We start from the raw sequence: 24,969 nt of genomic DNA, 5'->3' as shown, positions 1-24,969 counted from the left end.
AAGGTTATAAGTGTGGATAGGCTGAAGAAGATTCATTGGTTATTAGTCATTAACGTGATAGTGCTGTTTTGCGTTGGCATTGCTGTTCAATACTCTTCTGCTGGAGGAAAGTGGGTACCATTTGCAATTCACCAAATAGTCATATTTTCCTTCTTTTTCCTACTCGCTATAGCTATGTCATTCATAGAGCTAGATTTTTATTTGAAGCACGCCTACTTTTTTTATATAGCAGCAGCGATTTCGCTATTAGCAGTAAATTTTTTTGGCTCGCACATAATGGGTGCGACGAGGTGGATAAGAATTGGGTCAATTAGTTTGCAACCATCAGAATTTGCAAAAGTAGGCTTAATACTTGCGCTTGCTCGTTATTTTAATAAGCAAAGTGTATATAAAATGATGGAATTTCACAGACTATTTAAGGCACTTATAATTATTTTCTTACCTGTGTTCTTGGTGTTAAAGCAACCTAATTTAGGCACAGCTATAATAATGTTATTTATAGGAGCATCAATTATATTCACAGCAGTAATAAAAAGAGCTCATTTAGTAATTTGTGGGACGCTTGGCATTTTTGCAGTACCGGCTATTTGGCCTTTTTTACGTCCTTATCACAAGCAAAGGATATTGTCGTTTTTGGATTCATCAGTGGATCCACTTGGAATAGGTTATAATGCGCAGCAATCTCAGATAGCTATTGGTTCAGGAGGTTTGCTTGGTAAGGGCTTTGTTAACGGAAGTCAAACTCAACTTGGATTTTTGCCGGAGAAACGTACGGATTTTGCTTTTGCAGTGCTGAGTGAGGAGTGGGGCTTTTTAGGTAGCATGGCTTTAATTTTGCTTTATACCTCATTACTTGGCATAATTTTCTCTATCGCTTATAGGTCGAAAAATTATTTTTCTAAGTTAGTATCTATCGGGATTTTTGCTTTTTTTGGCGCTCATTTTTTTATAAACATTGGAATGTCAATAGGCCTCTTGCCTGTGATAGGCGATCCACTGCCATTTCTTTCCTATGGAGGAAGTACAACTGCTGCAAGCTTGATATGCATAGGATTATTGCTGGCAATAAAAGCAGATGAACAACAAAATGCTTGTATTTTACCTATGCTAAAGTAAAATTAAACTTTACTTAATAGTTTTTATGCTAGATGAAATGCGTGAGGAGTGTGGGGTATTTGGCATAAGTTGCAACCAAAGTGCTGCTTTTAACTCTATACTTGCTCTCCACGCTTTGCAGCATAGAGGTCAAGAGTCTTTTGGCGTAGTAACCAGTAACAACGATAAGCTGCACTCTTATCACTTTCAAGGTCAAGTGAGCAGCGTATTTGATGATATAGATGAAATAAAGAAATCCTTACCTGGAGATTGTGCAATAGGTCATGTTCGATACTCAACAAGTGGTAGTAAATTTGGAGTGCAGCCCATGTTTGGCAAAAGTGGCAAATTTGGGGATTTTGCCATAGCACATAATGGTAATTTAATTAATATTTCTCCGATACGCGAACAATTAATTAAACAAGAGTGCGTTTTTCAGTCAGATATTGATACAGAAGTAGTAGTGCATCTGACAGCAAGCGGTGAAAAAGATAGCTTTTTAGAGAGTTTTATATATGCATTAAAGCAAATACAAGGTGCTTATTCTTTTGTGGCAATCAATCAAGAAGTAGTTATTGGAGTACGTGATCCATCTGGGATCAGGCCTCTTGTTTTAGGAAAGTTAAACGGTTCTTACGTTCTTACATCTGAAACTTGTGCTCTTGATATAATAAATGCAGAGTTTGTTAGAGAAATAGAACCAGGCGAATTAGTTACCATCAGTTCGGATAGTAAGCTAGCCTCAATGTTTCCTTTCCCACAGCAAAAATCAAGTTTTTGTATTTTTGAATACGTTTACTTTTCGAGACCAGACAGCATAATGGAGAATAGGTCTATATACGATACAAGAAAAGAAATAGGAAGAATACTTGCGAAGGAAAGTCCACCAAAAAACAATGTAAATATGGTTGTACCAATACCTGATTCTGGAATACCTGCAGCTATTGGATATGCAAAGCATTCAGGATTACCTATGGAACTGGGAATAATTCGTAATCATTACATAGGAAGAACTTTTATACAACCAACCGCTGAAGTACGTAAAGTTAGAATAAAATTAAAATTCAATGCTAATAAGCACACTTTGAAAGGTAAAAACATAATTTTAATAGATGATAGTATAGTGCGTGGTAGTACGTTAACAAATATAATAGTTATGCTAAAGGATGCAGGAGTAAAAGAGATTCACCTCAAAATTTCAAGCCCACCAATTAAGCATTCTTGTTTTTATGGAATAGATACGCCAGAGTGCAAAGATTTAATTGCTGCAAATAAATCTGTAGAGGAAATTAAGGAAGTTATAGGAGTAGATAGCCTAGCCTTCTTGAGTATTGATGGACTATATCAGGCTGTTAAAGGAGAGGTGCGTAACAATGCTACACCACAATATTGTGATGCTTGTTTCACTGGTGATTATCCTATTGGCAAATAATCTACGCAAGGTCTTAAGTTTAGAAAATCTTAAACCGCCAAAATTTCTCTTGGCCTTTACTAATTCCGATTCTCGGAGTGCACACATAATCCGGGTTGAGATGAGATTCATAAACACAAAATTTGTGGCTTATAGTAAGGTCTTGCTTATTATGTTCTTTTGTAATGTTTAATCTTTTGCACAATATTCCTGGTCCGCCTAAGTTTGCTTCAAGCGGTTCAATAAGTTTCAATCCCCGTATTAACACTGCTGCTGGGGACCCTTCTGTTTCTGTTACAATATTTAAACAGTAGTACATCCCATAGATAAAATATACGTATGAAAACCCTGGCATACCAAACATTACTGAGGTTCGATTAGTATAGCCTTTGGCTGCATGACAAGCTGGGTCGCTCATTCCTATATAGGCTTCAACTTCAGTTATTATTCCACTAAAGTTAGAAAATTTTAGCGTTTTTCCCAATAACTCTCCGGCCACAACCAAAGTTGGCCGCTCGTAGAAATTTCTTGGTAGTATTGTGTTGCTCATTTTTTATTTTTGTTCTGAGGTTCTATAGAGAATTCAGTTTAAGAATTTCTGGATCCCAGTGTCAAGCACTGGGATGACAAGAAGGGGAGCTACTTGGATGACAAGAAAATGGTACTGGCATAATAAGAAAGAAACACTGAGATGGTGAAAGAGAGAATATACGCGAGCAGCACCCATAGGGTAGCGCGTGACGCTGGAATCCAGTTTTTTCCTATTACCACAAACCATAGCTTAATTAGTTAGAATAGCATAACTAGCGAGTACGAAATGGAGAAGTTTTAATTTGAACTACAGTTTCAGTGCTATTTAACATATATGTTTTCATACACAAAAATGTCAGTATATGATATTATGCCAATTAATCAATATATAATTGAATTATGGTAGAAAAGCTCTCTAATATTAAAGGCTCAAGTACTCCTTTGCCTGATCAGTTAGAACACGCCCTCTTGGTGTGCGCTTTACAAAACCAATTTTGATTAAGTAAGGTTCTACTGTTTCTTCAATATTGCCAACATCCTCAGATAGCGCAATAGATATGGTGTCAATTCCAACAGGTCCTGAGGTGTTGAATAAAAATCTTAGATAATGCATATCAAGTTTATTGAGTCCCATTTTATCTACACCCAATTTTAGCAATACAGAATCAGCGACTTCATAAGTGATTTTTTTATCATCTTCCATTTCAACAAAATCTCTTATTCTCCTTAGTAATCTCAAGGCAATTCTTGGAGTGCCGCGCGCACGGCAGGCAATTTCCTGTGCGGCATCCTCTTCAATTTCAGCAGAAAGAACTCTTGCGCCTCTTTTTATAATATTAACCAGTTCTTCAAAAGAATAAAACTCAAGATGCAAGGGAATGCCAAAACGATCTCTCAGTGGCGCAGAAAGTAATCCAAGCCGTGTAGTTGCTCCGATTAACGTAAATGGTGGTAGATCTATCCTTAAAGTGCGAGTAGATGGACCTTCACCTACTAATATGTCCAAGCAAAAATCTTCCATAGCAGTATATAAAACTTCTTCAATGCTGCGATTTAATCTATGAATTTCATCGATAAATAAGACGTCTTTTGCATTTAAAGTGGTAAGCACTGCAGCCAAGTCCCCAGCTTTGCTAAGTAAAGGACCAGAAGTTGCGCGAAAGCTGACCCTTAACTCTTTAGAGACAATTTGCGCTAAAGTTGTTTTGCCAAGTCCTGGAGGACCGTGGAGTAATACGTGATCTAATGCTTCAGTCCTCGTTCGCGCGGCGTTTATAAACACTTTTAAATTTTGTATTAAGTCTTTTTGCCCGACAAAATCATCAAGTTGCTCAGGCCTGATGTTGATATTGCGCGCATCTTCAGTATATTCTTTACCGCACGATATTGATTTCATAATGTTGAGAGCTCCTTAAGCGCCATGCGAATAATATCCTTGGTGTCCAGATTTGGTGATTCGTCTTGTATTCTTTTTATAGTATCATAAGCTTTCATTTTTTCATATCCAAGATTGATCAAAGCTGAAACGGCATCCTCTTTGATTGGATGAAAGTTATTGTTATTTATTTCTAATTTACTCACTTTGCCACTTAATTCAGTGATGATTCGATTTATGAGTTTCAAGCCAAGTCCACTCATCTTGAGTGCTACTTTATCTTCATTCATAATTGCCAAAAACAGCTGTTCTGGAGTTAATTTACTCAAAATTGACATTGCAGTTTTATAGCTAACACCGCTTACTTTAACAAGCAACCCCAAGCACTGCTGTTCTTCTTTGCTTATGAAACCATATAGCTGAGCGACATTTTCTCTGTTATTTGCATAGGTTTCGATAAGTAATTTAACTCTACTTCCGATGGAACATGCATTTAAAGTTTTGGCTGAGAGATACACCATATAGCCAACATCATTCACATTCAGGATTATGTGATCACTGCGCACTTCATCAACTATTCCGCTTAGATTTCCTATCATTTTTAGCACTGTATAGGGTTCAGTTTAAATACTCCTGGATCTTAGGTCAAGCAAACGAACATTATAACAGAGAACCAAGTAGCTCATAGAAACGAAAAACTTCCTTGACACATTTTGCCAACATTTGCCGCTTCAAGTCTGTCTGCTATGACTTTTATATACTGATAATCATTATACTCACACCCCGGCACCACCGTTTGAAAGCACAGTTCAATGAATTTTAGAAAGTTCATGATATAATGTTGAAAGATGTCATCCGAGTAGCTTGACTACTTGGATCCAGGAAACTTAATTGCAAGTAATGCATTGGGTTTGGTGAGTATAAAAGTGTTGTGTTATGGCTAACGCTGGCTCTGCGTCATACCGCCGCGGTATCTCAGCAGATTCCGCTAACGAGTAGCGGAATGACGATAACCTCGTCATTCCGCCGCAGACCGTCATACCGCCGCGGTATCTTAGCATAGATCCCGCTAACAAGTAGCGGGATGACGATTGTCAGGCTAGTACCTTTTTTTGTCATCCAAGTAGCCGACACTGGGATCCAGGAAATTCAACCGCAAATGAGCACATTAGGCAGTTGTATAATAAAGGCTGGATTCCAGTGTCAGCTACTTGCATGACAAGGTTATGGGTGTCATCTAAGTAGCTGACATACAACTGTACGAACGTTGCGATTTGATGGTAACTCCCACCAAGAATGATGTCATCCCAGTGCCCAGACACTGGGATCCAGGTTGCTCACAAGCAGACTAGCATAGAAAGTGGTTACAACATTTTCGATGGATTATATGGAAAACTGGATTCCAGACTGGAATGACACCCTACTTAACTGTCATACCGCGATTCATTCGCGGTATCTCTTAGCATAGATCCCGCTAACACGTAGCGGGATGACGGTAACTATAAATATTAAGCAAACGGAAGAAAAGGCAAAAGAAGCCCTAGTCATTGTCTATTTTCAGTATTGGCGTTTTTTAAAGTCTTAAACACTGCAATTTAGCTGCTTTTAAATGCAACTCACCTTAGTTTAAATGTTTAAGAAATTTACTAAGCAGAAAAAAAGGCAAAAGAAATCCCGTGTTAGCTAGTTGTCACTCTCTAATCCTGCAAATCGGCGTTCTATACTGTCTTAAACGCTTTATAAGCGCGTTTCAGCTTATATGGGTAAAAACCCAGAAATGTTGTGAAGACATAAGGTGCGCATAGTGCAAAAAATTAAAAATAAGACGCCAATCACGTAATGCTGTTGTCGTTTAATCTGCACAGATTGAAGATAAATGAATACCTCCAGTACCATGGTAAGGGGGCTGGCGGAGTTTGTCAAGGAAGTTTTATGGCCTAGCGTCACATGCTGGAATGACACCGGATCTCACATTCATTATTTTTCTATTAAACTCACCTTTCCTCTATGTAACAGATTTCGTATTAAATTTTAAATTTAATGCGCCTAGATATACAAGCATTCCTAGCAAAACCATAGGTATAGAAAGCAACTGCCCCATAGTTAAATCAAGCCACAAATAGCCAATTTGATAGTCTGGTTCGCGAAAAAACTCAACAAAAAAACGTGCTATTCCATACCACATAACTGCAATACCAGTTAACGCACCGTGATACAGTCTTATTCTAGTCAAGAAAAACAGTGAATTTGCAACTGCAAAAAGTAGCAGTCCTTCAAAAAGTGCCTCATAAAGCTGGCTTGGATGACGCAGCAAATTATCACCACTTTCTGGAAATACCATACCCCATGGCATAGTTGTAACTCTGCCAAATAACTCTCCGTTTATAAAATTGCCTATGCGACCTAAAAATAAACCTATGGGAACTCCGCAAGAAACTAGGTCCAGTGCATAAAATATAGGAATATTATGTCTTTTACATGATACTATTACTGCAAGAAAAACTCCTATAGCACCACCATGGAATGACATCCCTCCTTCCCAGGTCTTCAATATCTCGATAGGGTTGCTTATATAAAGAACTGGATCATATATCAATATGTAGCCAAGCCTGCCTCCAAGGATAATACCTACAATAGTAGCTGTTAATAACGAATCGTAAAAATTCTTAGTAAATATTTTTTGGCCATCCAGCTTATGTAAATACCAATATGCAAAGACTATTCCCAAAACATATGCTAAAGAATACCAATATATAGAAACAGGACCGATGCTGAAAATTACTGGATCTAAAGACATATTTTGCTACAAATTATTCTTAGATAATCTACTTTTCTCACGATTCCACTCTCTCTGTTTTATGGTTGCTCTCTTGTCGTAAAGTTTTTTTCCTTTTACAATGGCAATTTTAGTTTTTGCAAATCCTTTATCATTAAAATAGATCGAAAGCGGCACAACAGTTATCCCAGCGGTTTTGATTTGACCAATTAATTTATTTATCTCTTTTTTATGCAGAAGTAATTTACGTTCCCTTTTTGGCTTATGATTTTTTTTGTTCGCAGCTTTATATTCTGCGATGTGCATATTGTGCAGCCATATTTCACCGTTTTTTTCGATAACGTAAGCGTCGGAAATATTTACTTTCCTTTCCCTTAGTGACTTTACCTCACTACTTAATAAGACCATACCCGCTTCAAATTCTTCTAAGATGAAATATTCAAACCTTGCTTTCCTATTTTCTGCAATAACTTCCATATCTAAAGATATCTTTAAGCTTCAATATACTACAGAGTTTTTGACTTAATTCATAATATATCTTTCCTTAAAAAATCATTTAAGTTATACTGCAAACCATGAACCTTAGGCAAAAAATCAAGTTTTTTTCTCTATCATTTGTAATTTTATTTTCTCTATGGACTGTATTGTCTGGTTATTTTGAGCCATTTTTTATTTTTTGTGGAGTGTTTTCCTCTATATTCACATTGTTTATCTTTAGACGGTTGATAAACGCTGAAAGCGCTCTTAGCCAGATTTTAAATGGTACGAATAGACTGTCGTTTTATAAGCTCGTAAGTTATATACCGTGGTTAATGTACCAAATTATTCTATCAAGTGTTTATGTAACAAAAAAGGTGCTACAATTCAAATCTAAACTTGAGCCAATTGTTATCCTAAGAAAATGCAAAGGACATAATGATGAAAGCATTGCGTTATTTGCCAATTCGGTTACAATCACTCCTGGAACTTTAACTATCAATGTTGAAAGTAAGCAGAAAACATATTTCTCTACCATGTATCTGATAGATAAAGATCTTGAAAGCGGCATTTCTGAAATAGAAAATAAAATCTTAAAAATACTACGTTCAGTTAAGTAATTGCTTTAAATAAGTTAACAGCATCCTTATATTCCCTTACAAGACTTTCAAGCATCTCTTTTGAAAGGCTATTGTTAACAATAGAACATAAATAATTATATAAATCTTCTAACCTTAGTATGTTATTTCTCTTCTTGCTGTTGAATTTATACGGAAAAATACCTTCCATAACTTCAATAGTAGTAGCCTTGTTTAAAAATACATTTTCACTTGTCACGCTTATTCTTGCTAAAACAGTGTTAATTTCAGGTTCGTCATTTGTATAAAAATCTGATAGCTGAGTTATTCTAATAACGTATAAAGTTACTATTTTTGATAAGCAATTATCAGCATATTCACAATCTTTTATTACCTCCCACTGAGTAACCTGAGATTTACCTATTTTTGCATTGTTCGGTAATTTACTCATTGAAATTTCTCCATTTAATTCAGTGTAATAAATTATACTAATACTTTGTTAAATAAATAATAACGCGATTACAAAAATATATACTTACAGTAGCATATTATACAAAAATAGCACAATATCTAAGCATTAAAGCTAGTTTAAGTTGGGTACATGGGCGTTATTTTTGTGTTGTCCAGTGAGGTCCAAAATTAGAGGTCCACTTATAAAAGAGTTTAGTCTGCCTTCTTTGCTATAAAATAAGTTTTCCTTTTGAGCTGTTTTGTTAGTATTAACTAAATTTTAAATTAACTGTGCTACAATGAAAAAGATAAAACTCGGAATACTAATTTCAGGCAGGGGATCAAATATGCAGGCCTTGATAGAAGCATGTCAAGATCAGAATTTTCCCGCAGAAGTTGCATGTGTTATCACAAATAATAGTGAAGCTGCTGGCCTGAAAACAGCAGAGCAAGCAGGAGTTTCAGCGTTTATTGTTAAGGATAAACCACTTGATGCTGATGAAATTCATGAAATACTTGTTCAACACAAGGTTGATTTAATTTGCCTTGCGGGGTTTATGAGAATTCTCAAAGCTGATTTTCTGAGTAAATGGCATAACAAGGTGATAAATATTCATCCCTCTTTACTTCCGTCTTTTAAAGGCCTAACCGCTCAAGAGCAAGCTCTAAAAGCAGGTGTAAAAATTACAGGCTGTACTGTACATTACATCACTCCTGAAATTGATGCTGGAGCCATAATTGCTCAAGTTGCTGTGCCAGTGTTACCAGATGATGATATTCAAAGCCTCTCAGAACGCATTCTAGCTGAGGAGCATAAGTGTTATGTAGAAGCAGTAAGATCAATAGCAGAAAGTATTAATTATTGACCTTGAGTGTTTTTTCCAACTTCAACAAAAAATAAATTTTCGGGTTCCAGTAAAGAACTTGCCAGTTCGTCTACTTTCTCTGATTTAACGTCATTAATGATATTCGCATAATTATTTATACGGTTAACATCACGATCATTTATTTGCATATCATCAAGCAGCATTGCTGTATTTGTGTTATTGGACAGGAAAAGGACAAAATTATTTACCATACCAATTTTTGCATCCTTGAACAACTGCTCATCAATTCCTTTCTTTTTTATTCTGCTCAATGTATCTTTTACCGCTGATATAGCTTTGCCAGCAGTAGAACTATCAGTACTAAGACTTCCAATTATAAAGTTCCCATGTTTATTGGAAATAATACTTGCATAAACACCATAAGTAATGCCTAAGTTTTGCCTCAGTTCTTTCATTAATATTGAATTCAGCCCCATGCCACCAAGCGCATTAATCAAGACACTAGCGTTATAATAATTAGGATCTTCATAAGCTATACCTTTTTGAGCAAAAAGTATCACACTCTGTGGTATATCCATAAAAATATTCTTACTTTCTGCAGAACCAAAATCATTTTTCACAGGTATTTTTCTAACTTTTGATCTTTTTGACGGCAATTTAGATAAATATTTATCTAACAACGTAATAATTTCTTCTTTTTTTGCACAACCAGCAACACTGATAACTATGTTATCTTTAGCAAAATTACGCTTTATGTATGTTAAAACATCATCCCTAGTAATGCTCATTATAGTGTCAAGAGTACCGTACACACTTTTTGAGTAAGGGTGTTTTTTAAACAATAACGTATTCAATTCTTCTCCAGCAATAAAAAAAGGATTTTTTTCAAGATTATTAAAATCAACTTTGGCTTTCTCGAAAACTCTATTCAACCCTTCAGAGTCAACTTTAGGACGTATTATAGCGTCGCTTAGTAACGAAATTGCATCCTCTAGATTCTCAGACAAAGTATTTAATGAAACCCTAAATGCTTCTAAACCAGCAATAAAATTTAAACTAATCCCTTTATCTTCAAGCTTTTTCGCAAAATCTCTGGCATCATTTTTTCCTGCCCCTTCTTGAATTATAAGAGAAGTCAACCAACCTAGTCCCTGTTTTTCCGAATTTTCATACACATAACCTGCACCTTTGAATGAGATGTTTATCGAAACTTTTGGTAAGTCATAGTTTTCAACAAATAGAAGCTTAAATCCTTTACGGGTAGTGACCTCCTCTATATTTAAGTTACCACTTGCTTGTAAATTAAAGCCTAGACAGAAAAAAAGTAGAAATACAAGTTTACTTATCTTCATTATTACCTCCTTTTGGTAGCAAACGACCGACTAATTTATTAGCAGAAAAAATAGCACGGATTTTATTATTTACATCCTCTAGATTGAGATCATTGATTTTGCTATATGAAATATCTATTTCATCAAGTGGAATACCAAGTGCGAGGCGTGGCACATAAAACATTGCTATATGAGTTAAGTCAGATAGATTATCAAACTGTGCTACTTTGTATCTATATTTCGAGCTTTGCAACTCCTCATCCGTTATTCCTTTAGACATGAAGTTATTAATAGCATTATCTAACTCTCTTTCAACAATATCTAAATCAACGCCACTTTTTGGAATTATTTCAATATCAATGTAGCCATCACTAAAAGCTAGGCTATTATAATAAGCAAACACTGATACTGCCACATCTTTATCTAAAACCAAATCTTTATACAGTTTGCTGGACTTGCCATCACCTAAAATGTCAACCGCTAAATGAGCAGCAGAAGCTTCATTTATATGCTCAAATAAAGGCACACGATAGCGAAAATATAAAACTGGTTCTTTTACTTCAGTGCTTTTTAAAGTTACTGATAAACCTGCATTATGTACTGGATCCTGATTTGGATAATGCCTAATTATAGGCTTAGCTTTAATTTCGCCATATTTTTCTTCTGCTAATTTCACTACTTCATCATATTCCACATCACCAACAATTAGTAATATTGCATTGCCGGGGTGATAATAATTGTCATGAAACCTCGTTATGTCATCCTGATTGTAAGTTTTGATATCACTCTCCCAGCCAATAACAGATCTGCCATAGCCAGTACGGTAAAATGCACTATTCATTTCTTCCCATAACAAGTTGTTAGGATGATTATCAAATCTCATCTTCCTTTCTTCCAGTACGATGTTTTTTTCTCTATCTATTTTGTCTTGAGTAACGTTGAAATTGCCCATTCTATCTGCTTCAACTTCCATTGCGAGTGACAAATCTTTTTTGAGAACCAATTCGTAATAACAGGTGTACTCTTTTGTAGTAAACGCATTAAACTGGGCCCCAATGCTACTCATAGTGGCTTCTATATCTGTGAATTTCCCTGTAGTTTCAAACATTAAATGTTCAAAGTAGTGAGCCAATCCTGCTTTGCCAATTGGATCATCCATTCCCCCAACTTTGTATATTACTGCATGTAAAACGGCTGGAATCCGATGATTAGGAACAACATAGACATCTAGTCCGTTACTGAGTTTAGCATGTTTTATGTCGTGCTCTATGCTTAAAGCCTTCAAAGAAATTGGGTAAGTAAAAAAGAGTGCAGGTAGTATAAGAAAACTAAAAAACTTATGAAGCATTATTTCGACCTAATATAAAAACAATTATTTTATTCCTCATTTTGTTTAGAAATAAACATACCGTATATATACCACTTATATAACAATGTAAACATTCCACAAACTATAGATAAATCCGCTAAATTAAAAGCTGGCCAATACCAATCATCAATATGAAAATATATGAAATCATATACAGCTCCCCAATAAATCCTATCAACTACGTTTCCGATTGCTCCACCAATCATCAGAGAAAACCCAAGGTAAGTTGACTGATCATCAGACTTGTATATCAAGTATGCAAGTATACCAATTATTAGTATTGAAAATGCTGAAAAAAAGAAACCGCCATGCGGTAAAGCGCTACACATTCCAAAACTAATGCCTGAATTCCAAACTTCAACTAGCTTTATAAAGCTAGCGATCTCAATTGATTCTCCCTCATCAATCAATGAGTTTATGTACAATTTGCTCGTTTGGTCAATCAATACTATAATTAATATAACAATTAAGCATAACTTTTTCATAAATTTGCCTTTAACATATAAATTTTAAGTATATCATAATTTATCTGTTTTGTTAACTCCTCAATACTATGGAATTTTTTTTCTGACCTTATGAATTTTAAAAGTTGTATATTAACTTTATGATTATATACGTCTTCATCAAAATCGAATATGTGCATTTCTACTATGGGCTTTTTCAGATCCTTAAATGTAGGTCTCATACCAATATTGACTACTCCATATAACCAGTTTGGGTTATTATAAGAAAACATCACTTTAGCGTAATATGTACCAAATTTTGGTTTTATCATGCAATCTTCTATAGGAATATTTATGGTTGGAAATCCTATTTCTCTACCTCTACATGCACCTTTTGTCACAACACCAGAAACTTGATAAGGTCTGCCGAGCAATTTATTAGCAATTTCTATTTCGCCCCTCTGTACACACTCCCTTATTGAAGAAGAAGAGCAAATTTTGCCGTCAATTATTAATGGCTCTAATTTAGTCAAAGAGTATCCATATGTTTCAGAATATTTCTCTAGAGTTAATATATCACCCAATCGTTTATGACCAAAAGTGCAATTTTCTCCAACAATTATGTGTTTAGTGCTATATCTATCTATCAAAATCTTACTGATAAAGTCATCGCAGCTAACCTCAGAAAAACCTCTACTAAAATTAATAATATACAAGTAATCTATACCATAGCTGCTGATTAGTTTCTTTTTTTGTTCTTGGTCTACCAACCTAAAATTGTTTCTACCAAATAAAACAGTTGATGGGTGAGGCTCAAAAGTTAAAACTGCGGAGAGTAATCCTCTTTCTTGTGCTACCTTCTTTAGAGTGGAAATTGTAAATTCATGTCCTAAATGAATGCCATCGAAATTTCCGAAGGTTAGTGCTATATTATTTTTTATTCCTTGCTCACAATCATAAATAATTTTCATACAATTTGATGTTTTATACATATTTCTTATATATAATAACTATATTTTAGTAAGCTACGGAGATAAATTGTGAAAAATACTAAAGGAAAAGTTATAATATATGTAAAGCAATACTGCCTATTCTGCAAAAAAGCAAAAGAGTTGCTGGATAAAAAAGGTGTGGAATATGAAGAAATCGATGTGCTCAAAAACTCAGATTTGTTTAACGACATAAAATCAAAGTATAACGTTCGAACAGTTCCACAGATCTTTATTACTGATGACAATGGAAATTATATTTACCATATTGCAGGAAGTGACAAATTGATGGATCTTGAAAAAGAAGGAAAGTTGGATGATATGCTAAATAATAATGACAATCACACTGATGTCACAACCTACACAAGTAGCAATGACGAATATGAAGAAGGCGTTGTACTACATGATGATTTTATGTAACTTTTTATCTTGTTTTGTCGTGTAATACGTAAATGAAAACTAGTATGATCACTTTAAACAATTCTTAATGAATTAAAAATACAATTCATTTAGTGAGTTTTTTTAGTGGGAAAAAATGACAAAAAATATTTCAATTATTAGCAGAAACTTAATTAGTATCGAATTAGTTAACAAACAAGATTTAGAGAATTTCATCAAGATTTTCACAGTGCTTGATAAACATATAGCAGCTAAAACACTTTTTACAGAAGAAGTGAGAATAGAGTATAAACAGCACAACGGCAAAGAAGTTATTGAATTGCTAAAAGATACAGACTTTACATATCATGAGGTTGAAAATGTATTGAACCACCTGAGTAAACATGGAATGAAGGTGCCCAGCAGTGTTATAGCACACACCCTTTTTGCTGCATACAATCACGCACTTGAATCTAAGAATGTAGCATTTTCCTTTTCTGAAGGCTCTCCACAATTTAACATCAGAGTGAGTAAGAATACCTTCATAATAACTCCTATGAGTGAAGAGAATTTGGAATTGAATTCACAAAATAGTAGAACGCTTATAGAGTCGTTAAAGAGCGAAAAAAATATTTATGATTGTATAGTGGAAGAAAATACCATTAAAGTTACAGTGCATTCTGAAATACATCAAGCTATAAATTTGATTATAAAATCACTGATAAAGTCTCGCCTTTTAGCAAAAGAGGAAGAAGGAAAATTCAAAGAGAAATTAAGACAACTTGCCTTTAAGGATCAAGCTTTTGTTGAGTATTCCAGTATCAAAACCATCAGTAGGTATCCACATAATCATCCTCTGAGAAAGCATGAAAGTATTACTAAGGACATAGAAAATATTTTATGTGATTTCATAACAAATGAGAATAGCGAGTTTGCTATAGAGCGGTTAAATAAGCTGAGCTCAGCAGTTTCTCCGGATACTCCAAGAATCATCACTAAAACTATAGATAAACTTGTTAAATTTCATTAAGGTATACGAGAGCCAATAGACTTCTTGTATTACCTTCTGTCATCCAAGTAGCCAAGCTACTTGGTTCTTTTTTTGGGTTCCAGCACTATGTACATAGCTGTACAAACATTGTAGCCGTTATTAAAGTAGCCCGCAGAAACGAAAAAACTTCCTTGACAAACTCCGCCAGCCCCCTTATCATGAAACTGAAGGTATTCAGTTATCTTCATCTGTGCAGATTAAACAGCAAGAAAACAACGTAGTTGGCGTCTTATTTTTAATTTTTTGCACTATGTGCACCTTATGTCTTCACAATATTTCTAGGTTTTTACCTACAAAAGCTGAAACGCGCTTATAAGTCGTTTAAGACAGTATAGTACGTCAATTTGCAGGATTAGAGAGTGAACACTAATTACCACGGGGTTTCTTTTGCCTTTTTTTCTGCCTAGTAAATTTCTTAAACATTTTAGCTAAGGTTAGTTGCACTTAAAAGCAGCTAAATTGCAGTGTTTAAGACTTAAAAAACGCCAAATACTGAAAATAGATAATGACCAGGGCTTCTTTTGCCTTTTTTTTGTTTGGTAAATTTCTTAAATGTTTATGGCTAAAGTAATTTAGGCCTACCGACAACCGTCGTCCCGCTGCTTGTTAGCGGGATCTAGAGATACCGCGACGGTATGACGTAGGACTGCTGTCATTCCAGTCTGGAATCTAGTTCTTATTGTACATTTACTTAGTGTAGAGTTAAGTTTTCTGGATCCAAGTAGTCAGGACACTGGGATGACAGCTACCCTGACAACCGTCATCCCACTACGTGTTAGCGCCGCGGCGGTATGACGGTCTGCGGCAGTATGACGGTTCGCGGCGGCATCTCGTCATTCTGCTACTCGTTAGCGCCGCGGCGGTATGATGTCTTCCTTGGATCAGCTATAGATTACCTGATCTCACCACCTTTCCAATCACTTTATACATAATTCTCGGATTTTGAAAACTTACTTTGAGTGAATTGCTCATATTCTTCATCCTCTAGTTCTTCAAAAATTTCTGGATGTTGGTCACCTAGACGAACAATTATTGAAATGAGCTCTTTGTTTGTTTTTTTAAGTAAAAAACCTTTCAAGGAGAGTTTGTTCATCAACATATCCCGGGCACATAGATGATCGATACTTCTTTCTGTCAAGATCAATCAAAGCAAAACCCGTTGCAGCCATATGCTTGCACGGACCATAATACACAAATGCAGGACAGGAACACTTTCCACTAAGGAATGGACCATCGTATTCTAGTTTTACCCGATATACACTTGATCCAACTACCTCTGATTTAGCGTGAGATTTGTTGATAGATACGTTCCGTACTTTTCCTTTGTTGAAATAATCTCTTCCGCTAGAGAGGTAAGATTCTTTAAGAAGATTTTTGATATCTTTATAATATAATCTCATTTTTGCCTCCTTATTTCATATATAAAGCCCTCAATTTTCTAATATATCCTTTCTTCCATAAAAATTTATTAACCCACCACGACTTTTATATGGCCCTGCGGACAATTTTATAGTGCTATAGCTAACTCAAGAAAGGTTTCCCTACGTCATACCGCCGCGGATAGATTCCGCTAACGAGTAGCGGAATGACGAATTTGTTGTTTTTCAAATTGTAGGTAAACCTAAGCCACTTTAACTATATATAATAGAATTTCGCTTTCTACTATCTTTCCAATCGCTTTATACATAATTCTCGAATTTTGAAAATTTGCTCCATGTTGTACGGTATGTTTGGGTAACCAGTTCTCAATAAATTGTTTATGCTTTTCTACTTTGTAGTTTCCAAGATGTTCGGGCTCAATTTTCTCTTCCTCTGTCAGTTCTAGTGAGGCACTATTTTCTGAAAAAGTTATATCAATAATTCGATTTTTATAACGAAGGTAGCAGTGCATTTCCGGAATTTGCAACAAGTTATACTCATTTAGAACTGCAGAGATTTTTGGAGTGTTTACTTTACTCATCATAAAAACTGCTATGTGTAACGTCATAGCAACTTCGCACTCAAAACTTAACTCATATATAAGTGCATGCTTTGTGCTGCATGTACCACATTTCTCACTAATTACCGATAAATAATCTGTACGATTGTTATTACGTCCGTAAGGCAGTTTATGTACATATTTTAATGCTTCACGAAATGTAGTAATACCTAGAGTTAAAAAGAGATTTGATATAGGCTTATGATTAGATAAATATGTCTTACTTAAGTCATCCATATTATAGTTTCTCATCTGTGTGAATTTATTTTCTTACTCCAAAATCTAACTCATTACAACCTTAACATGACGTTTCTTTCCTGCAGATAGCTTTATGAATGGCTGACCTTTAAAGCTCTCGAAATTTATTATATAGTTAACATCATTTATAGTACTATCATTAACTTTGCATCCATTGCCCTGTATTAAACGCTTTGCTGCGCATTTTGAAAATTCCAAACCGGTGTCACGCAGTAGGTTTACTAAGGATATGCCGCTTGCAACTTGTGCTTTTTTTATGATGTAATCAGGAAGTAGTGAGCTATCTTCATTCTCAAAAGCAGAGACTGCAGCAGATAGTGCAAGTTTCGCTTCTTTGTCACCATGACATATTTTTGTCACCTCTGTTGCTAAAACTTTTTTTGCTTCATTTATTTCCTGATCTTTTAAGGATTCTAACTTTTTGATCTCATCAATTGACAAACCAGTAAACAATCTCAAGAAACGTCCAACATCTTGATCATCAACATTGCGAAAATATTGCCAGTAATCGTAAGGCTTTAGCATACTGCCATCGAGCCATATCGCTCCACTTTCAGTTTTGCCCATTTTTTTCCCTTGTGCATTTAATAAAAGAGGCGTAGTAAGACCAAACAACTCGGGTAAATTCAACTTTTTGCCAAGTTCAATTCCGTTTACTATATTTCCCCACTGATCTGATCCTCCAATTTGCAAACGGCAGTCATACTTTTTATTCAATTCAACAAAATCATAAGCCTGTAATAGCATGTAATTAAATTCTAAGAAGCTTAAGGTTTGCTCTCTATCCAGCCTAGTTTTCACATTATCAAAACTTAGCATGCGATTTACTGAAAAATGTATTCCTATATCACGCAAAAAGTCTATATATTTTATACTATCTAGCCAGTCTGCGTTATTTACTATAACTGCACCAGTCTTTCCATCATCAAAAGATACCATTTTCTCCAATGTTTTCTTTATACTAGATATATTTTTGCTAATATCCTTGATAGATAAGAAGCTTCTTGCTTTATCCTTACCGGATGGGTCGCCGATTTTTGTTGTGCCACCTCCAAGTAAGACTATTGGCTTATAACCAAATTTTTGCAGGTGACGGAACATCATAATATGCATTAGGTGACCAATATGAAGACTTGGTGCTGTGCAATCAAACCCAATGTATGCTACTATATGATTATTTTCGGATAATAGCTGATCTAACCCTTCAATATTTGTACATTGGTATAGGTACCCTCTTTCTTGGATAAAATTTAAAAACTCGGACTTGTGTTTCATTTTATAAACCCCACTGTCATTAATGCCGAAGTAACCCTAATAGAGAAGGATGTCATCCCAGTACTGGGATCCAGAAAACTTAATTATAAACAAGTACACTATACAACGTTTTCGATGAAATTGCATGAAAAACTGGATTCCAGTGTCAGCTACTTTCATGACACCACTACCTATGCAGGGGTTGCCTTCAAAATTACAACGTTTGTGCAGTTGTGCACCAGCTATCCAGGCAATCAGTTCCATAACTCTTCTATTTTATAATACTCCCTTACTTCTGACCTGAATATGTGAACCATTATGCCTTGAAAATTCAAAATCACCCAATTGCCTTCATCCATACCTTCTACATCTATTTTATCATGTCGCTCGAGACTTTTTATTACGTGTTCAGCTAACGCTTTCACATGGCGACTTGAATCACCAGATGCAATAATCATATATTTTGCAATAATGGTTCTATTCTGCACATCGAAAGTAACTATATCGTGACCTTTATTTTGATCTATTATACTTACAATCATGCTTTTTATTAATTCTGTATCACTGGATACATTAGTCATCATCTTAAATTATTTAATTTACTTATAATTATACACTCAAAATCTCTAAATATGAACTATTTTCAACCGTTAAAAAGGTATTACCTGCATCTATTTTATCATCATGTTTTTAGCATGTACAATGTATATACTTTTGTATATAATTGAAATAGCTTTTTACTAGTATTCATTATGGTCAAGACTCTCATCTACTTAATCGGCTTTCCAGGTAGTGGTAAGTTTACTATTGCAAAGGAACTGTGTAAAATCATTGATGCAGTAATAGCAAGCAATAATCTATTCAATAATATTATATTTGATATTGTTAAATTGCAGGATGCTGAAGTTCCAGATGAACTATGGGAAAAAATTTTTGCAGTTAGGGAAAATGTATTAGCAATACTAGAAAAACACTACATAAAATCAAAACATTATATATTTACAAATAAATTGATAGAGGGTGATCCCTATGATCAGAGAATATACAACTCTGTGGTAAATTTAAGTAAAAAAATGGATATGGGAATTCTTCCTGTAGTGTTACATTGTAATGACAAAGAACTAGCAAGGCGTATTCACTCAAAGGAGAGATGCCGGAAAAATAAAATTATTGATTCGGATTTTGTTATAAAAAGAATTGAAGGGAAAAGGCTATTTATACCGGAAGGTACACTTGAAATTGATAACTCAAACTTAAGTGCAAAGAAAGTTGCAAAGAAAATTGTTGAAGAGATGAAGGAAGAAAAAAATGGAAAATTAATTAAAACTTCTGTAACAAATCATTTAAAAACAGAGCGTACTCGTGGTTGAGCAGAAAGATAAGTATCGTCCTTGTGTTGGCATAATGCTATTTAATAAACAAGGACATGTCTTCATTGGAAAACGCTTTGATAGCGACTCTTACTGGCAGATGCCACAAGGAGGAGTTGATGATGGTGAGGAACTGGAACAAGCAGCGTTACGTGAGTTGCTAGAGGAAGTTGGTACTAATAAAGTAAAGGTTATAACTAAAAGCAAGGATTGGATATACTACAACTTGCCTGAAGAAGTTATACCAAAGTGCTGGAATGGGAAATATTCTGGTCAAAAGCAAAGGTGGTTCTTAATGAAATTTTATGGAGAGGATAAGGATATTGATATTAATTATACTGATCATCCAGAGTTCAAAGAGTGGCGTTGGCAAAATGTGGATGGTTTGGTAGCCAGTGCTATATCGTTCAAAAAAGAAGTTTATAAAACAGTGATAGAAGAGTTTTCTTCTATAATAAAAGCCTCTATTATTGAGTAAAATTTACAATAAGCTCATGATAGTAGATTCTCATTGCCACTTGATTTATTTTTCTGATAATGAAATACCAAAAGTAATTTCAAGGGCAGAGCAAAATGGTGTAAAAATTTTGCATAACATATGCGTAAGCATTGATGATATCCCTAAATTATTAAAAATTTCTTCATCCTACGATCAAGTCTACTTCTCTGTTGGTATACATCCACTTGATGCTGCTATAGAAAACGGTGAGTGTATACATGCTGATGAATTAGTTGAATTTACTAAGAATCAAAAGGTAATTAGTATCGGTGAAACCGGGTTAGATTTTTATAAATCTGACAACAAAGACAATCAGAAAAAAAGTTTTGCATCACACATAGAAGCAGCAAGAATAACTGGGTTGCCCTTAGTTATTCACACTAGAAATGCTGATGATGAGATGATTGATATATTAAAATCAGAAATGAAAACTGGCACTTTTGGTGGAGTAATGCACTGCTTTGCTTCCTCTAAAGAGCTTGCTTATCAATCTATAGATTTAGGGTTATATATTTCATTTTCTGGAATCATTACTTTTAAAAATGCGAGCTTACTCAGAGGAATTGCACAAAGTGTACCACGCGAACGTGTTTTGGTTGAAACTGATGCACCGTATCTATCACCTGAGCCTTACAGAGGAAAAAAGAACGAACCAGCAATGGTAAAATATGTTGTGGATTGTTTGGCAGAGTTATGGAATGAGTCACCCGACAAAGTAGCAGAAATAACCACAAGCAACTTTTTTAGGCTGTTTACGAAACTTGAGCTACAAGGAAATTCTATAAAACCATTGATTTGCTTATGAACCTAAATAGTTCTTTCACTGCATTCACAGATTTATCGAACATTTCTCGTTCACTATTATCCATCTTAACTTCTAGGACCTTTTCAACTCCATTTTTTCCAATAATTACAGGAACACCAATAAACAAATCTTTTACACCATATTCACCATTAAGGTAAGCAGCACATGGTAATATACGCCTTTTATCTTTTAAATATGACTCTAACATGCATATAGCTGAAGATGCAGGAGCGTAGTATGCAGATCCAGACTTAAGCAGATCAACTATTTCTTTACCGCCATTGCGAGTGCGTTCAACTATTTCATCAACTTTTTTCTGCGTAATGAGACCCATATCGATAACTTGGGTAAGTGGAATGCCAGCGATAGAAGTGCAATTAATGAGTGGTACCATAGTGTCACCATGTCCTCCAAGCACAAAAGCAGATATATCTTCAACTGAAATATTTAATTCACTTGCAAGAAAATAACGGAAACGGGAAGAATCAAGCACTCCTGCCATTCCAACAACCATATTAGCTGGAAGGTTTGAAAATTTATGCACCACTGAAACCATGGCATCCAAAGGGTTGGTAACCACTATTACAAACGCATTTGGAGAATACTTCTTAATATTTTCACCAACCTCCTTCATTACTTTAGCATTGGTTTGCAGGAGGTCATCCCTGCTCATTCCAGGTTTTCTAGCAATGCCTGCTGTTATGATGATTGCATCAGAATTTTCTATATCTTTGTATTGATTAGTTCCAGTTAAACCAGAATTAAATCCATCAATAGGGGATGATTCTGCTATGTCGAGTGCTTTACCTTGCGGTATTCCATCACTAATATCAAGTAAAACAACATTGCCGAGTTCCCTTAGTGCAATCATATGGGCAAGAGTTCCACCGATATTTCCTGCACCGATTAAAGATATTTTTTTTCTTTGTACTGTCATTTTCTACTCCTTTGTATTTACTTTTATGGTTTTACCTTCCCAAGGCGATAGGCTATCAAGCATACGAAAATCTTGCGATAAATCTATAGGATTATATACAACCTTTTTTGCCTCTATATCGTATCTTACTTCCTCATAACCAGTGAGAGGGAAATCTTTTAACATTGGATGACCTTTGAATCCATAGTCTGTTAGAATCCTACGCAAATCAGGGTGATCAGAGAATTCTATTCCATACATATCAAACACTTCACGCTCAAACCACGAAGCTGTGCTAAATACCTTTGCTATGCTTGGAGGCATATCGCCCTCACATAATTGAAGTTTTATGTGTACTCTAATATTATGCACAATGCTGAGTAAATTGTACACTAACTCAAAGCGCTTTTCTCGATCTGGATAGTCAACCCCAAAAATATCAACTAATAGTTCAAACCTACACTTTTCATCATCACGTAGAAAGGATAGGTGCTTTTCAATTTCATCTAAAGTTGAATATATTACAATAATGCCATCATCTTTTTGAATGCACTCACACTTGGTCTTTTTTTGTATATGCCTTGCAGTTTTATCCATGCTTTATATTCTGAGTTCGTTTTATTTTGTTTTGTAGGCATAGCATCCCATATAGCAACGCCTCAGCGGTTGGTGGGCATCCAGGGACATACACGTCAACTGGCACAATTCTATCACAGCCTCGGACTACTGAATAAGAGTAATGGTAATAACCACCACCATTTGCACAACTTCCCATAGAAATAACATACTTCGGGTCTGCCATTTGATCATAAACCTTGCGCAATGCTGCTGCCATTTTATTAGTTAGTGTGCCAGCAACAATCATCACATCTGATTGACGTGGGCTTGCACGAAACATTATGCCATATCTATCAAGATCATAACGGCTGGATGCAGTATGCATCATCTCAACTGCGCAACATGCAAGACCAAATGTCATTGGCCACAATGAACCAGACCTTGCCCAATTCATTACATAATCTATTAAATCACCAAATTTAGTAACAAGAAACCCTTCTTTTTTATAGCGACCCCAGTCATCATTAGATAGAATTTGATTTGTCATAAACTACTCCCACTCTAATGCACCTTTACACCATTCATAGATAAAACCTATAGTGAGTATTGCAAGAAATACCATCATAGACCAAAATCCACCATAGCTTATCTTAGATAAAGAAACAGCCCAAGGAAAAAGAAAAGCAATCTCTAGATCAAATATTATAAATAATATTGAAACTAAGTAAAATTTAATATCAAAATTTTTTCTTGTGCCTGATAAAGGATTGAAGCCACATTCATATGTAGAAAGTTTTTCACTATCTGGTTCACTTACAGCAAGAAACATAGGCAATATACCTAAAGCAAAAGATACTACAATTGATACGCAGATAAAGATTACTATGGTTAGATATTCGCTCATTTAACAAAACATATAACACTATGAGTTTACATGCTTTCCTAACTTTTTACCACCTAAAATATGCACGTGAAAGTGTGGTACAACCTGCTCTCCATTTTCACCGTAGTTAGTGACTAATCTATATCCTGTTTTTTCTAAATTATATTTATGTGCTATTTCTCTGACAATTTTGAAAAAACTTACTATCTCCTCTTCAGAAGCTTTTAGAATAAAATCATCGTATGAAATATATTGATTTTTTGGTATAACTAAAATGTGAACTGGTGCGTCAGGGTACTTATCATGAAAAGCTAGTACATTTTCATTTTCATGTACCTTCTCACAAGGTAAATCACCTCTTAATATTTGAGCAAAGATGTTATTGCTATCATAAACTTCATTGCTCATATTTTAAGAGCGACCTTTCCCTCTTCCTTTATTTCTTTCTACATCAGGCGTAGATAGTGGTTTTATTACTTCACCAGAGGCATCTTCAAAATTCAAAAAAGTACTTCCCAATCCTTCTGCTTGCTTTTTGATATCTCGTTCTGATAATTGCATATTTTTTATAGGAGAAATAGCTTCTTTACTTTTACCAAAAGGAAACTCGTTAGGATTAGTAATGTTAAAAGATTTTACTAATTCATCTGTACTTGTAACAGTTTCTGAAGACTGCCCTGGTGACTTTCCAGTTTGTGCTGGCCTTAGAGTTTCTGATGGTTTGTTCTGGTTATCATATTCTCGATACAATTTTTCTGCAATACCATTCAGCAATTTTAAGTCTGTATGAATTTTAAATTCTCCACCAGTAATTCCTGCCAGCTTCTTAAGGTCTTCGTCAACTTTATTAGCAATTCCTTTAAGAACAAGCTCTTTTATTTCTTTCTCGCTCTTGCCTTTATTATCATGCTTAGTTTTAATAGTGTTAGCTATTTCCTCAACGTTAATTTCAATTACAATTTTGTTTTCTTCTCTAAAAATAGTTACATTCGGTAAACCTACTTTTATTTTACCCAATTGTTCATCGTTCAAATAAGGTATATCTCCCGCCAGAGTCCTTGACGCTAAAAAAGCTACCTTTCCTGTCCCTTTCTTTTGCTCTGTTATTTCTACACCAAGATTCTCACTAGCTTGTGTGGTTTTTATGGGTGGGTCATATTCCCTTTCTTCTTTAGGTACATCTATACCAACAGCTTCCTTTAACGAAACTGTAGCATCATGTTTCATTTCACCCATTGAAGCAAACGGCTTCTTTATAGGGTAAATAAGTGTTTTAGGCACAAGAGTAAGCACACGACGTGTAGCTTCTACACCTGTTTTAACTGCTCCGCCTATCTTAGCCCAAATAGATTCTGCCATACATGCCT

The 24,969-nt window shown here is 35.1% G+C and carries 31 protein-coding genes; 10 read left to right on the top strand and 21 right to left on the bottom strand.

The window, feature by feature from the left end:
• Nucleotides 1-12: 12 nt before the first annotated feature.
• Both rodA and purF read left to right on the top strand, forming a co-directional pair.
• Entirely contained in the window at nucleotides 13-1,116 is a 1,104-nt protein-coding gene (gene rodA / locus ACE38O_RS01790) for a rod shape-determining protein RodA (RefSeq protein WP_374698884.1), read from the top strand.
• A 25-nt stretch (nucleotides 1,117-1,141) separates the two neighbouring features.
• Nucleotides 1,142-2,527, top strand: coding sequence for an amidophosphoribosyltransferase (gene purF, locus ACE38O_RS01785; protein WP_374698883.1), 1,386 nt, complete (start codon nucleotides 1,142-1,144; stop codon nucleotides 2,525-2,527).
• Between the two features lie 19 nt (nucleotides 2,528-2,546).
• On the opposite strand, the gene ACE38O_RS01780 is transcribed toward purF, so the two are convergent.
• The 3 genes from ACE38O_RS01780 to ruvA form a co-directional block, all read right to left on the bottom strand.
• The gene (locus tag ACE38O_RS01780) at nucleotides 2,547-3,056 is read right to left on the bottom strand and encodes a DNA-3-methyladenine glycosylase (RefSeq protein WP_374698882.1); all 510 of its coding nucleotides are present in this window, start codon (nucleotides 3,054-3,056) and stop codon (nucleotides 2,547-2,549) included.
• A 402-nt stretch (nucleotides 3,057-3,458) separates the two neighbouring features.
• Complete coding sequence (gene ruvB, locus ACE38O_RS01775) at nucleotides 3,459-4,433, bottom strand: Holliday junction branch migration DNA helicase RuvB (RefSeq protein WP_374698881.1); 975 nt, start codon at nucleotides 4,431-4,433, stop codon at nucleotides 3,459-3,461.
• The gene (gene ruvA, locus ACE38O_RS01770; protein WP_374698880.1) at nucleotides 4,430-5,011 is read right to left on the bottom strand and encodes a Holliday junction branch migration protein RuvA; all 582 of its coding nucleotides are present in this window, start codon (nucleotides 5,009-5,011) and stop codon (nucleotides 4,430-4,432) included. The genes ruvB and ruvA overlap by 4 nt, the downstream gene beginning before the upstream one ends.
• A gap of 485 nt (nucleotides 5,012-5,496) precedes the next feature.
• Between ruvA and ACE38O_RS06090 the strand changes: the two genes are divergently transcribed.
• Nucleotides 5,497-5,631, top strand: coding sequence for a hypothetical protein (locus ACE38O_RS06090; protein ID WP_410542007.1), 135 nt, complete (start codon nucleotides 5,497-5,499; stop codon nucleotides 5,629-5,631).
• Nucleotides 5,632-6,417: 786 nt separating this feature from the next.
• On the opposite strand, the gene lgt is transcribed toward ACE38O_RS06090, so the two are convergent.
• Together lgt and smpB are read right to left on the bottom strand one after the other, a co-directional pair.
• A complete protein-coding gene (gene lgt, locus ACE38O_RS01760; RefSeq protein ID WP_374698879.1) occupies nucleotides 6,418-7,209 on the bottom strand; it encodes a prolipoprotein diacylglyceryl transferase in 792 nt (263 codons plus the stop codon).
• Between the two features lie 6 nt (nucleotides 7,210-7,215).
• The gene (gene smpB / locus ACE38O_RS01755) at nucleotides 7,216-7,665 is read right to left on the bottom strand and encodes an SsrA-binding protein SmpB (RefSeq protein ID WP_374698878.1); all 450 of its coding nucleotides are present in this window, start codon (nucleotides 7,663-7,665) and stop codon (nucleotides 7,216-7,218) included.
• A 98-nt stretch (nucleotides 7,666-7,763) separates the two neighbouring features.
• On the opposite strand from smpB, the gene ACE38O_RS01750 reads away from it, so the two are divergent.
• Nucleotides 7,764-8,285 (top strand): Na+/H+ antiporter subunit E, encoded by a 522-nt coding sequence (locus ACE38O_RS01750; protein WP_374698877.1) that lies wholly within the window; start codon nucleotides 7,764-7,766, stop codon nucleotides 8,283-8,285.
• Here ACE38O_RS01750 and ACE38O_RS01745 read toward each other — a convergent pair.
• Entirely contained in the window at nucleotides 8,278-8,694 is a 417-nt protein-coding gene (locus ACE38O_RS01745; protein WP_374698876.1) for a hypothetical protein, read from the bottom strand. The two genes, ACE38O_RS01750 and ACE38O_RS01745, sit on opposite strands and share 8 nt — an antisense overlap.
• A 298-nt stretch (nucleotides 8,695-8,992) precedes the next feature.
• On the opposite strand from ACE38O_RS01745, the gene purN reads away from it, so the two are divergent.
• Nucleotides 8,993-9,559 carry a phosphoribosylglycinamide formyltransferase gene (gene purN / locus ACE38O_RS01740; RefSeq protein ID WP_374698875.1) on the top strand — a complete coding sequence of 189 codons (567 nt, stop codon included), beginning with the start codon at nucleotides 8,993-8,995 and terminating at the stop codon, nucleotides 9,557-9,559.
• On the opposite strand, the gene ACE38O_RS01735 is transcribed toward purN, so the two are convergent.
• Genes ACE38O_RS01735 through ribF form a run of 4 tightly spaced genes read right to left on the bottom strand, consistent with a single transcriptional unit; the run spans nucleotide 9,553 to nucleotide 13,634 of the window.
• On the bottom strand, nucleotides 9,553-10,872 hold the full coding sequence (locus tag ACE38O_RS01735) for a M16 family metallopeptidase (protein WP_374698874.1): 1,320 nt from the start codon (nucleotides 10,870-10,872) through the stop codon (nucleotides 9,553-9,555). The two genes, purN and ACE38O_RS01735, sit on opposite strands and share 7 nt — an antisense overlap.
• The gene (locus ACE38O_RS01730) at nucleotides 10,859-12,199 is read right to left on the bottom strand and encodes a M16 family metallopeptidase (RefSeq protein WP_374698873.1); all 1,341 of its coding nucleotides are present in this window, start codon (nucleotides 12,197-12,199) and stop codon (nucleotides 10,859-10,861) included. Before ACE38O_RS01730 ends, ACE38O_RS01735 begins: the two co-directional genes overlap by 14 nt.
• A 29-nt stretch (nucleotides 12,200-12,228) precedes the next feature.
• On the bottom strand, nucleotides 12,229-12,705 hold the full coding sequence (lspA, locus tag ACE38O_RS01725; RefSeq protein WP_374698872.1) for a signal peptidase II: 477 nt from the start codon (nucleotides 12,703-12,705) through the stop codon (nucleotides 12,229-12,231).
• Nucleotides 12,702-13,634 carry a riboflavin biosynthesis protein RibF gene (ribF, locus tag ACE38O_RS01720; RefSeq protein WP_374698871.1) on the bottom strand — a complete coding sequence of 311 codons (933 nt, stop codon included), beginning with the start codon at nucleotides 13,632-13,634 and terminating at the stop codon, nucleotides 12,702-12,704. Before ribF ends, lspA begins: the two co-directional genes overlap by 4 nt.
• 69 nt (nucleotides 13,635-13,703) lie before the next feature.
• On the opposite strand from ribF, the gene ACE38O_RS01715 reads away from it, so the two are divergent.
• Nucleotides 13,704-14,072 carry a glutaredoxin domain-containing protein gene (locus tag ACE38O_RS01715; RefSeq protein ID WP_374698870.1) on the top strand — a complete coding sequence of 123 codons (369 nt, stop codon included), beginning with the start codon at nucleotides 13,704-13,706 and terminating at the stop codon, nucleotides 14,070-14,072.
• 115 nt (nucleotides 14,073-14,187) lie between these two features.
• Nucleotides 14,188-15,060: a hypothetical protein gene (locus ACE38O_RS01710; protein ID WP_374698869.1), complete on the top strand. Its 873-nt coding sequence runs from the start codon at nucleotides 14,188-14,190 to the stop codon at nucleotides 15,058-15,060.
• 1,079 nt (nucleotides 15,061-16,139) lie between these two features.
• Here ACE38O_RS01710 and ACE38O_RS01705 read toward each other — a convergent pair.
• The 5 genes from ACE38O_RS01705 to rsfS all read right to left on the bottom strand — a co-directional run bounded on the left by ACE38O_RS01705 (nucleotide 16,140) and on the right by rsfS (nucleotide 19,152).
• On the bottom strand, nucleotides 16,140-16,481 hold the full coding sequence (locus ACE38O_RS01705) for an SWIM zinc finger domain-containing protein (RefSeq protein ID WP_374698868.1): 342 nt from the start codon (nucleotides 16,479-16,481) through the stop codon (nucleotides 16,140-16,142).
• Nucleotides 16,482-16,702: 221 nt separating this feature from the next.
• The gene (locus tag ACE38O_RS01700; RefSeq protein ID WP_374698867.1) at nucleotides 16,703-17,311 is read right to left on the bottom strand and encodes a hypothetical protein; all 609 of its coding nucleotides are present in this window, start codon (nucleotides 17,309-17,311) and stop codon (nucleotides 16,703-16,705) included.
• A gap of 30 nt (nucleotides 17,312-17,341) precedes the next feature.
• A complete protein-coding gene (tyrS, locus tag ACE38O_RS01695; protein WP_374698866.1) occupies nucleotides 17,342-18,592 on the bottom strand; it encodes a tyrosine--tRNA ligase in 1,251 nt (416 codons plus the stop codon).
• A gap of 36 nt (nucleotides 18,593-18,628) precedes the next feature.
• Nucleotides 18,629-18,835 (bottom strand): hypothetical protein, encoded by a 207-nt coding sequence (locus ACE38O_RS01690; protein WP_374698865.1) that lies wholly within the window; start codon nucleotides 18,833-18,835, stop codon nucleotides 18,629-18,631.
• Entirely contained in the window at nucleotides 18,826-19,152 is a 327-nt protein-coding gene (rsfS, locus tag ACE38O_RS01685; protein WP_374699058.1) for a ribosome silencing factor, read from the bottom strand. Before rsfS ends, ACE38O_RS01690 begins: the two co-directional genes overlap by 10 nt.
• Before the next feature lie 171 nt (nucleotides 19,153-19,323).
• On the opposite strand from rsfS, the gene ACE38O_RS01680 reads away from it, so the two are divergent.
• From ACE38O_RS01680 to ACE38O_RS01670, 3 genes are read left to right on the top strand one after another with little or no spacing between them, the layout of a single operon-like run.
• Nucleotides 19,324-19,941 carry an AAA family ATPase gene (locus tag ACE38O_RS01680; RefSeq protein WP_374698864.1) on the top strand — a complete coding sequence of 206 codons (618 nt, stop codon included), beginning with the start codon at nucleotides 19,324-19,326 and terminating at the stop codon, nucleotides 19,939-19,941.
• 34 nt (nucleotides 19,942-19,975) lie between these two features.
• Nucleotides 19,976-20,419: an RNA pyrophosphohydrolase gene (locus tag ACE38O_RS01675; RefSeq protein ID WP_374699057.1), complete on the top strand. Its 444-nt coding sequence runs from the start codon at nucleotides 19,976-19,978 to the stop codon at nucleotides 20,417-20,419.
• Between the two features lie 16 nt (nucleotides 20,420-20,435).
• A complete protein-coding gene (locus ACE38O_RS01670) occupies nucleotides 20,436-21,245 on the top strand; it encodes a TatD family hydrolase (RefSeq protein WP_374698863.1) in 810 nt (269 codons plus the stop codon).
• On the opposite strand, the gene mdh is transcribed toward ACE38O_RS01670, so the two are convergent.
• The 6 genes from mdh to ACE38O_RS01640 are packed head-to-tail and all read right to left on the bottom strand — an operon-like array spanning nucleotide 21,220 to nucleotide 24,961.
• Nucleotides 21,220-22,182 carry a malate dehydrogenase gene (gene mdh / locus ACE38O_RS01665; RefSeq protein WP_374698862.1) on the bottom strand — a complete coding sequence of 321 codons (963 nt, stop codon included), beginning with the start codon at nucleotides 22,180-22,182 and terminating at the stop codon, nucleotides 21,220-21,222. The two genes, ACE38O_RS01670 and mdh, sit on opposite strands and share 26 nt — an antisense overlap.
• Before the next feature lie 3 nt (nucleotides 22,183-22,185).
• Nucleotides 22,186-22,758 (bottom strand): NADH-quinone oxidoreductase subunit C, encoded by a 573-nt coding sequence (locus ACE38O_RS01660; RefSeq protein WP_253307178.1) that lies wholly within the window; start codon nucleotides 22,756-22,758, stop codon nucleotides 22,186-22,188.
• Nucleotides 22,751-23,266, bottom strand: a complete 516-nt coding sequence (locus ACE38O_RS01655; protein WP_164224545.1) for a NuoB/complex I 20 kDa subunit family protein — start codon at nucleotides 23,264-23,266, stop codon at nucleotides 22,751-22,753. Before ACE38O_RS01655 ends, ACE38O_RS01660 begins: the two co-directional genes overlap by 8 nt.
• A 3-nt stretch (nucleotides 23,267-23,269) precedes the next feature.
• Nucleotides 23,270-23,623, bottom strand: coding sequence for an NADH-quinone oxidoreductase subunit A (gene ndhC / locus ACE38O_RS01650; RefSeq protein ID WP_374698861.1), 354 nt, complete (start codon nucleotides 23,621-23,623; stop codon nucleotides 23,270-23,272).
• 18 nt (nucleotides 23,624-23,641) lie between these two features.
• The gene (locus ACE38O_RS01645) at nucleotides 23,642-24,010 is read right to left on the bottom strand and encodes an HIT domain-containing protein (RefSeq protein WP_374698860.1); all 369 of its coding nucleotides are present in this window, start codon (nucleotides 24,008-24,010) and stop codon (nucleotides 23,642-23,644) included.
• Between the two features lie 3 nt (nucleotides 24,011-24,013).
• Entirely contained in the window at nucleotides 24,014-24,961 is a 948-nt protein-coding gene (locus tag ACE38O_RS01640; RefSeq protein ID WP_374698859.1) for a hypothetical protein, read from the bottom strand.
• Between the last annotated feature and the right edge of the window lie 8 nt (nucleotides 24,962-24,969).

Source organism: Wolbachia endosymbiont (group B) of Limnophora tigrina (assembly GCF_964263235.1).
Taxonomy (GTDB): domain Bacteria; phylum Pseudomonadota; class Alphaproteobacteria; order Rickettsiales; family Anaplasmataceae; genus Wolbachia.
Note: the sequence above shows the minus strand (reverse complement) of the source record. Positions and strands in the feature narration are given on the sequence as shown.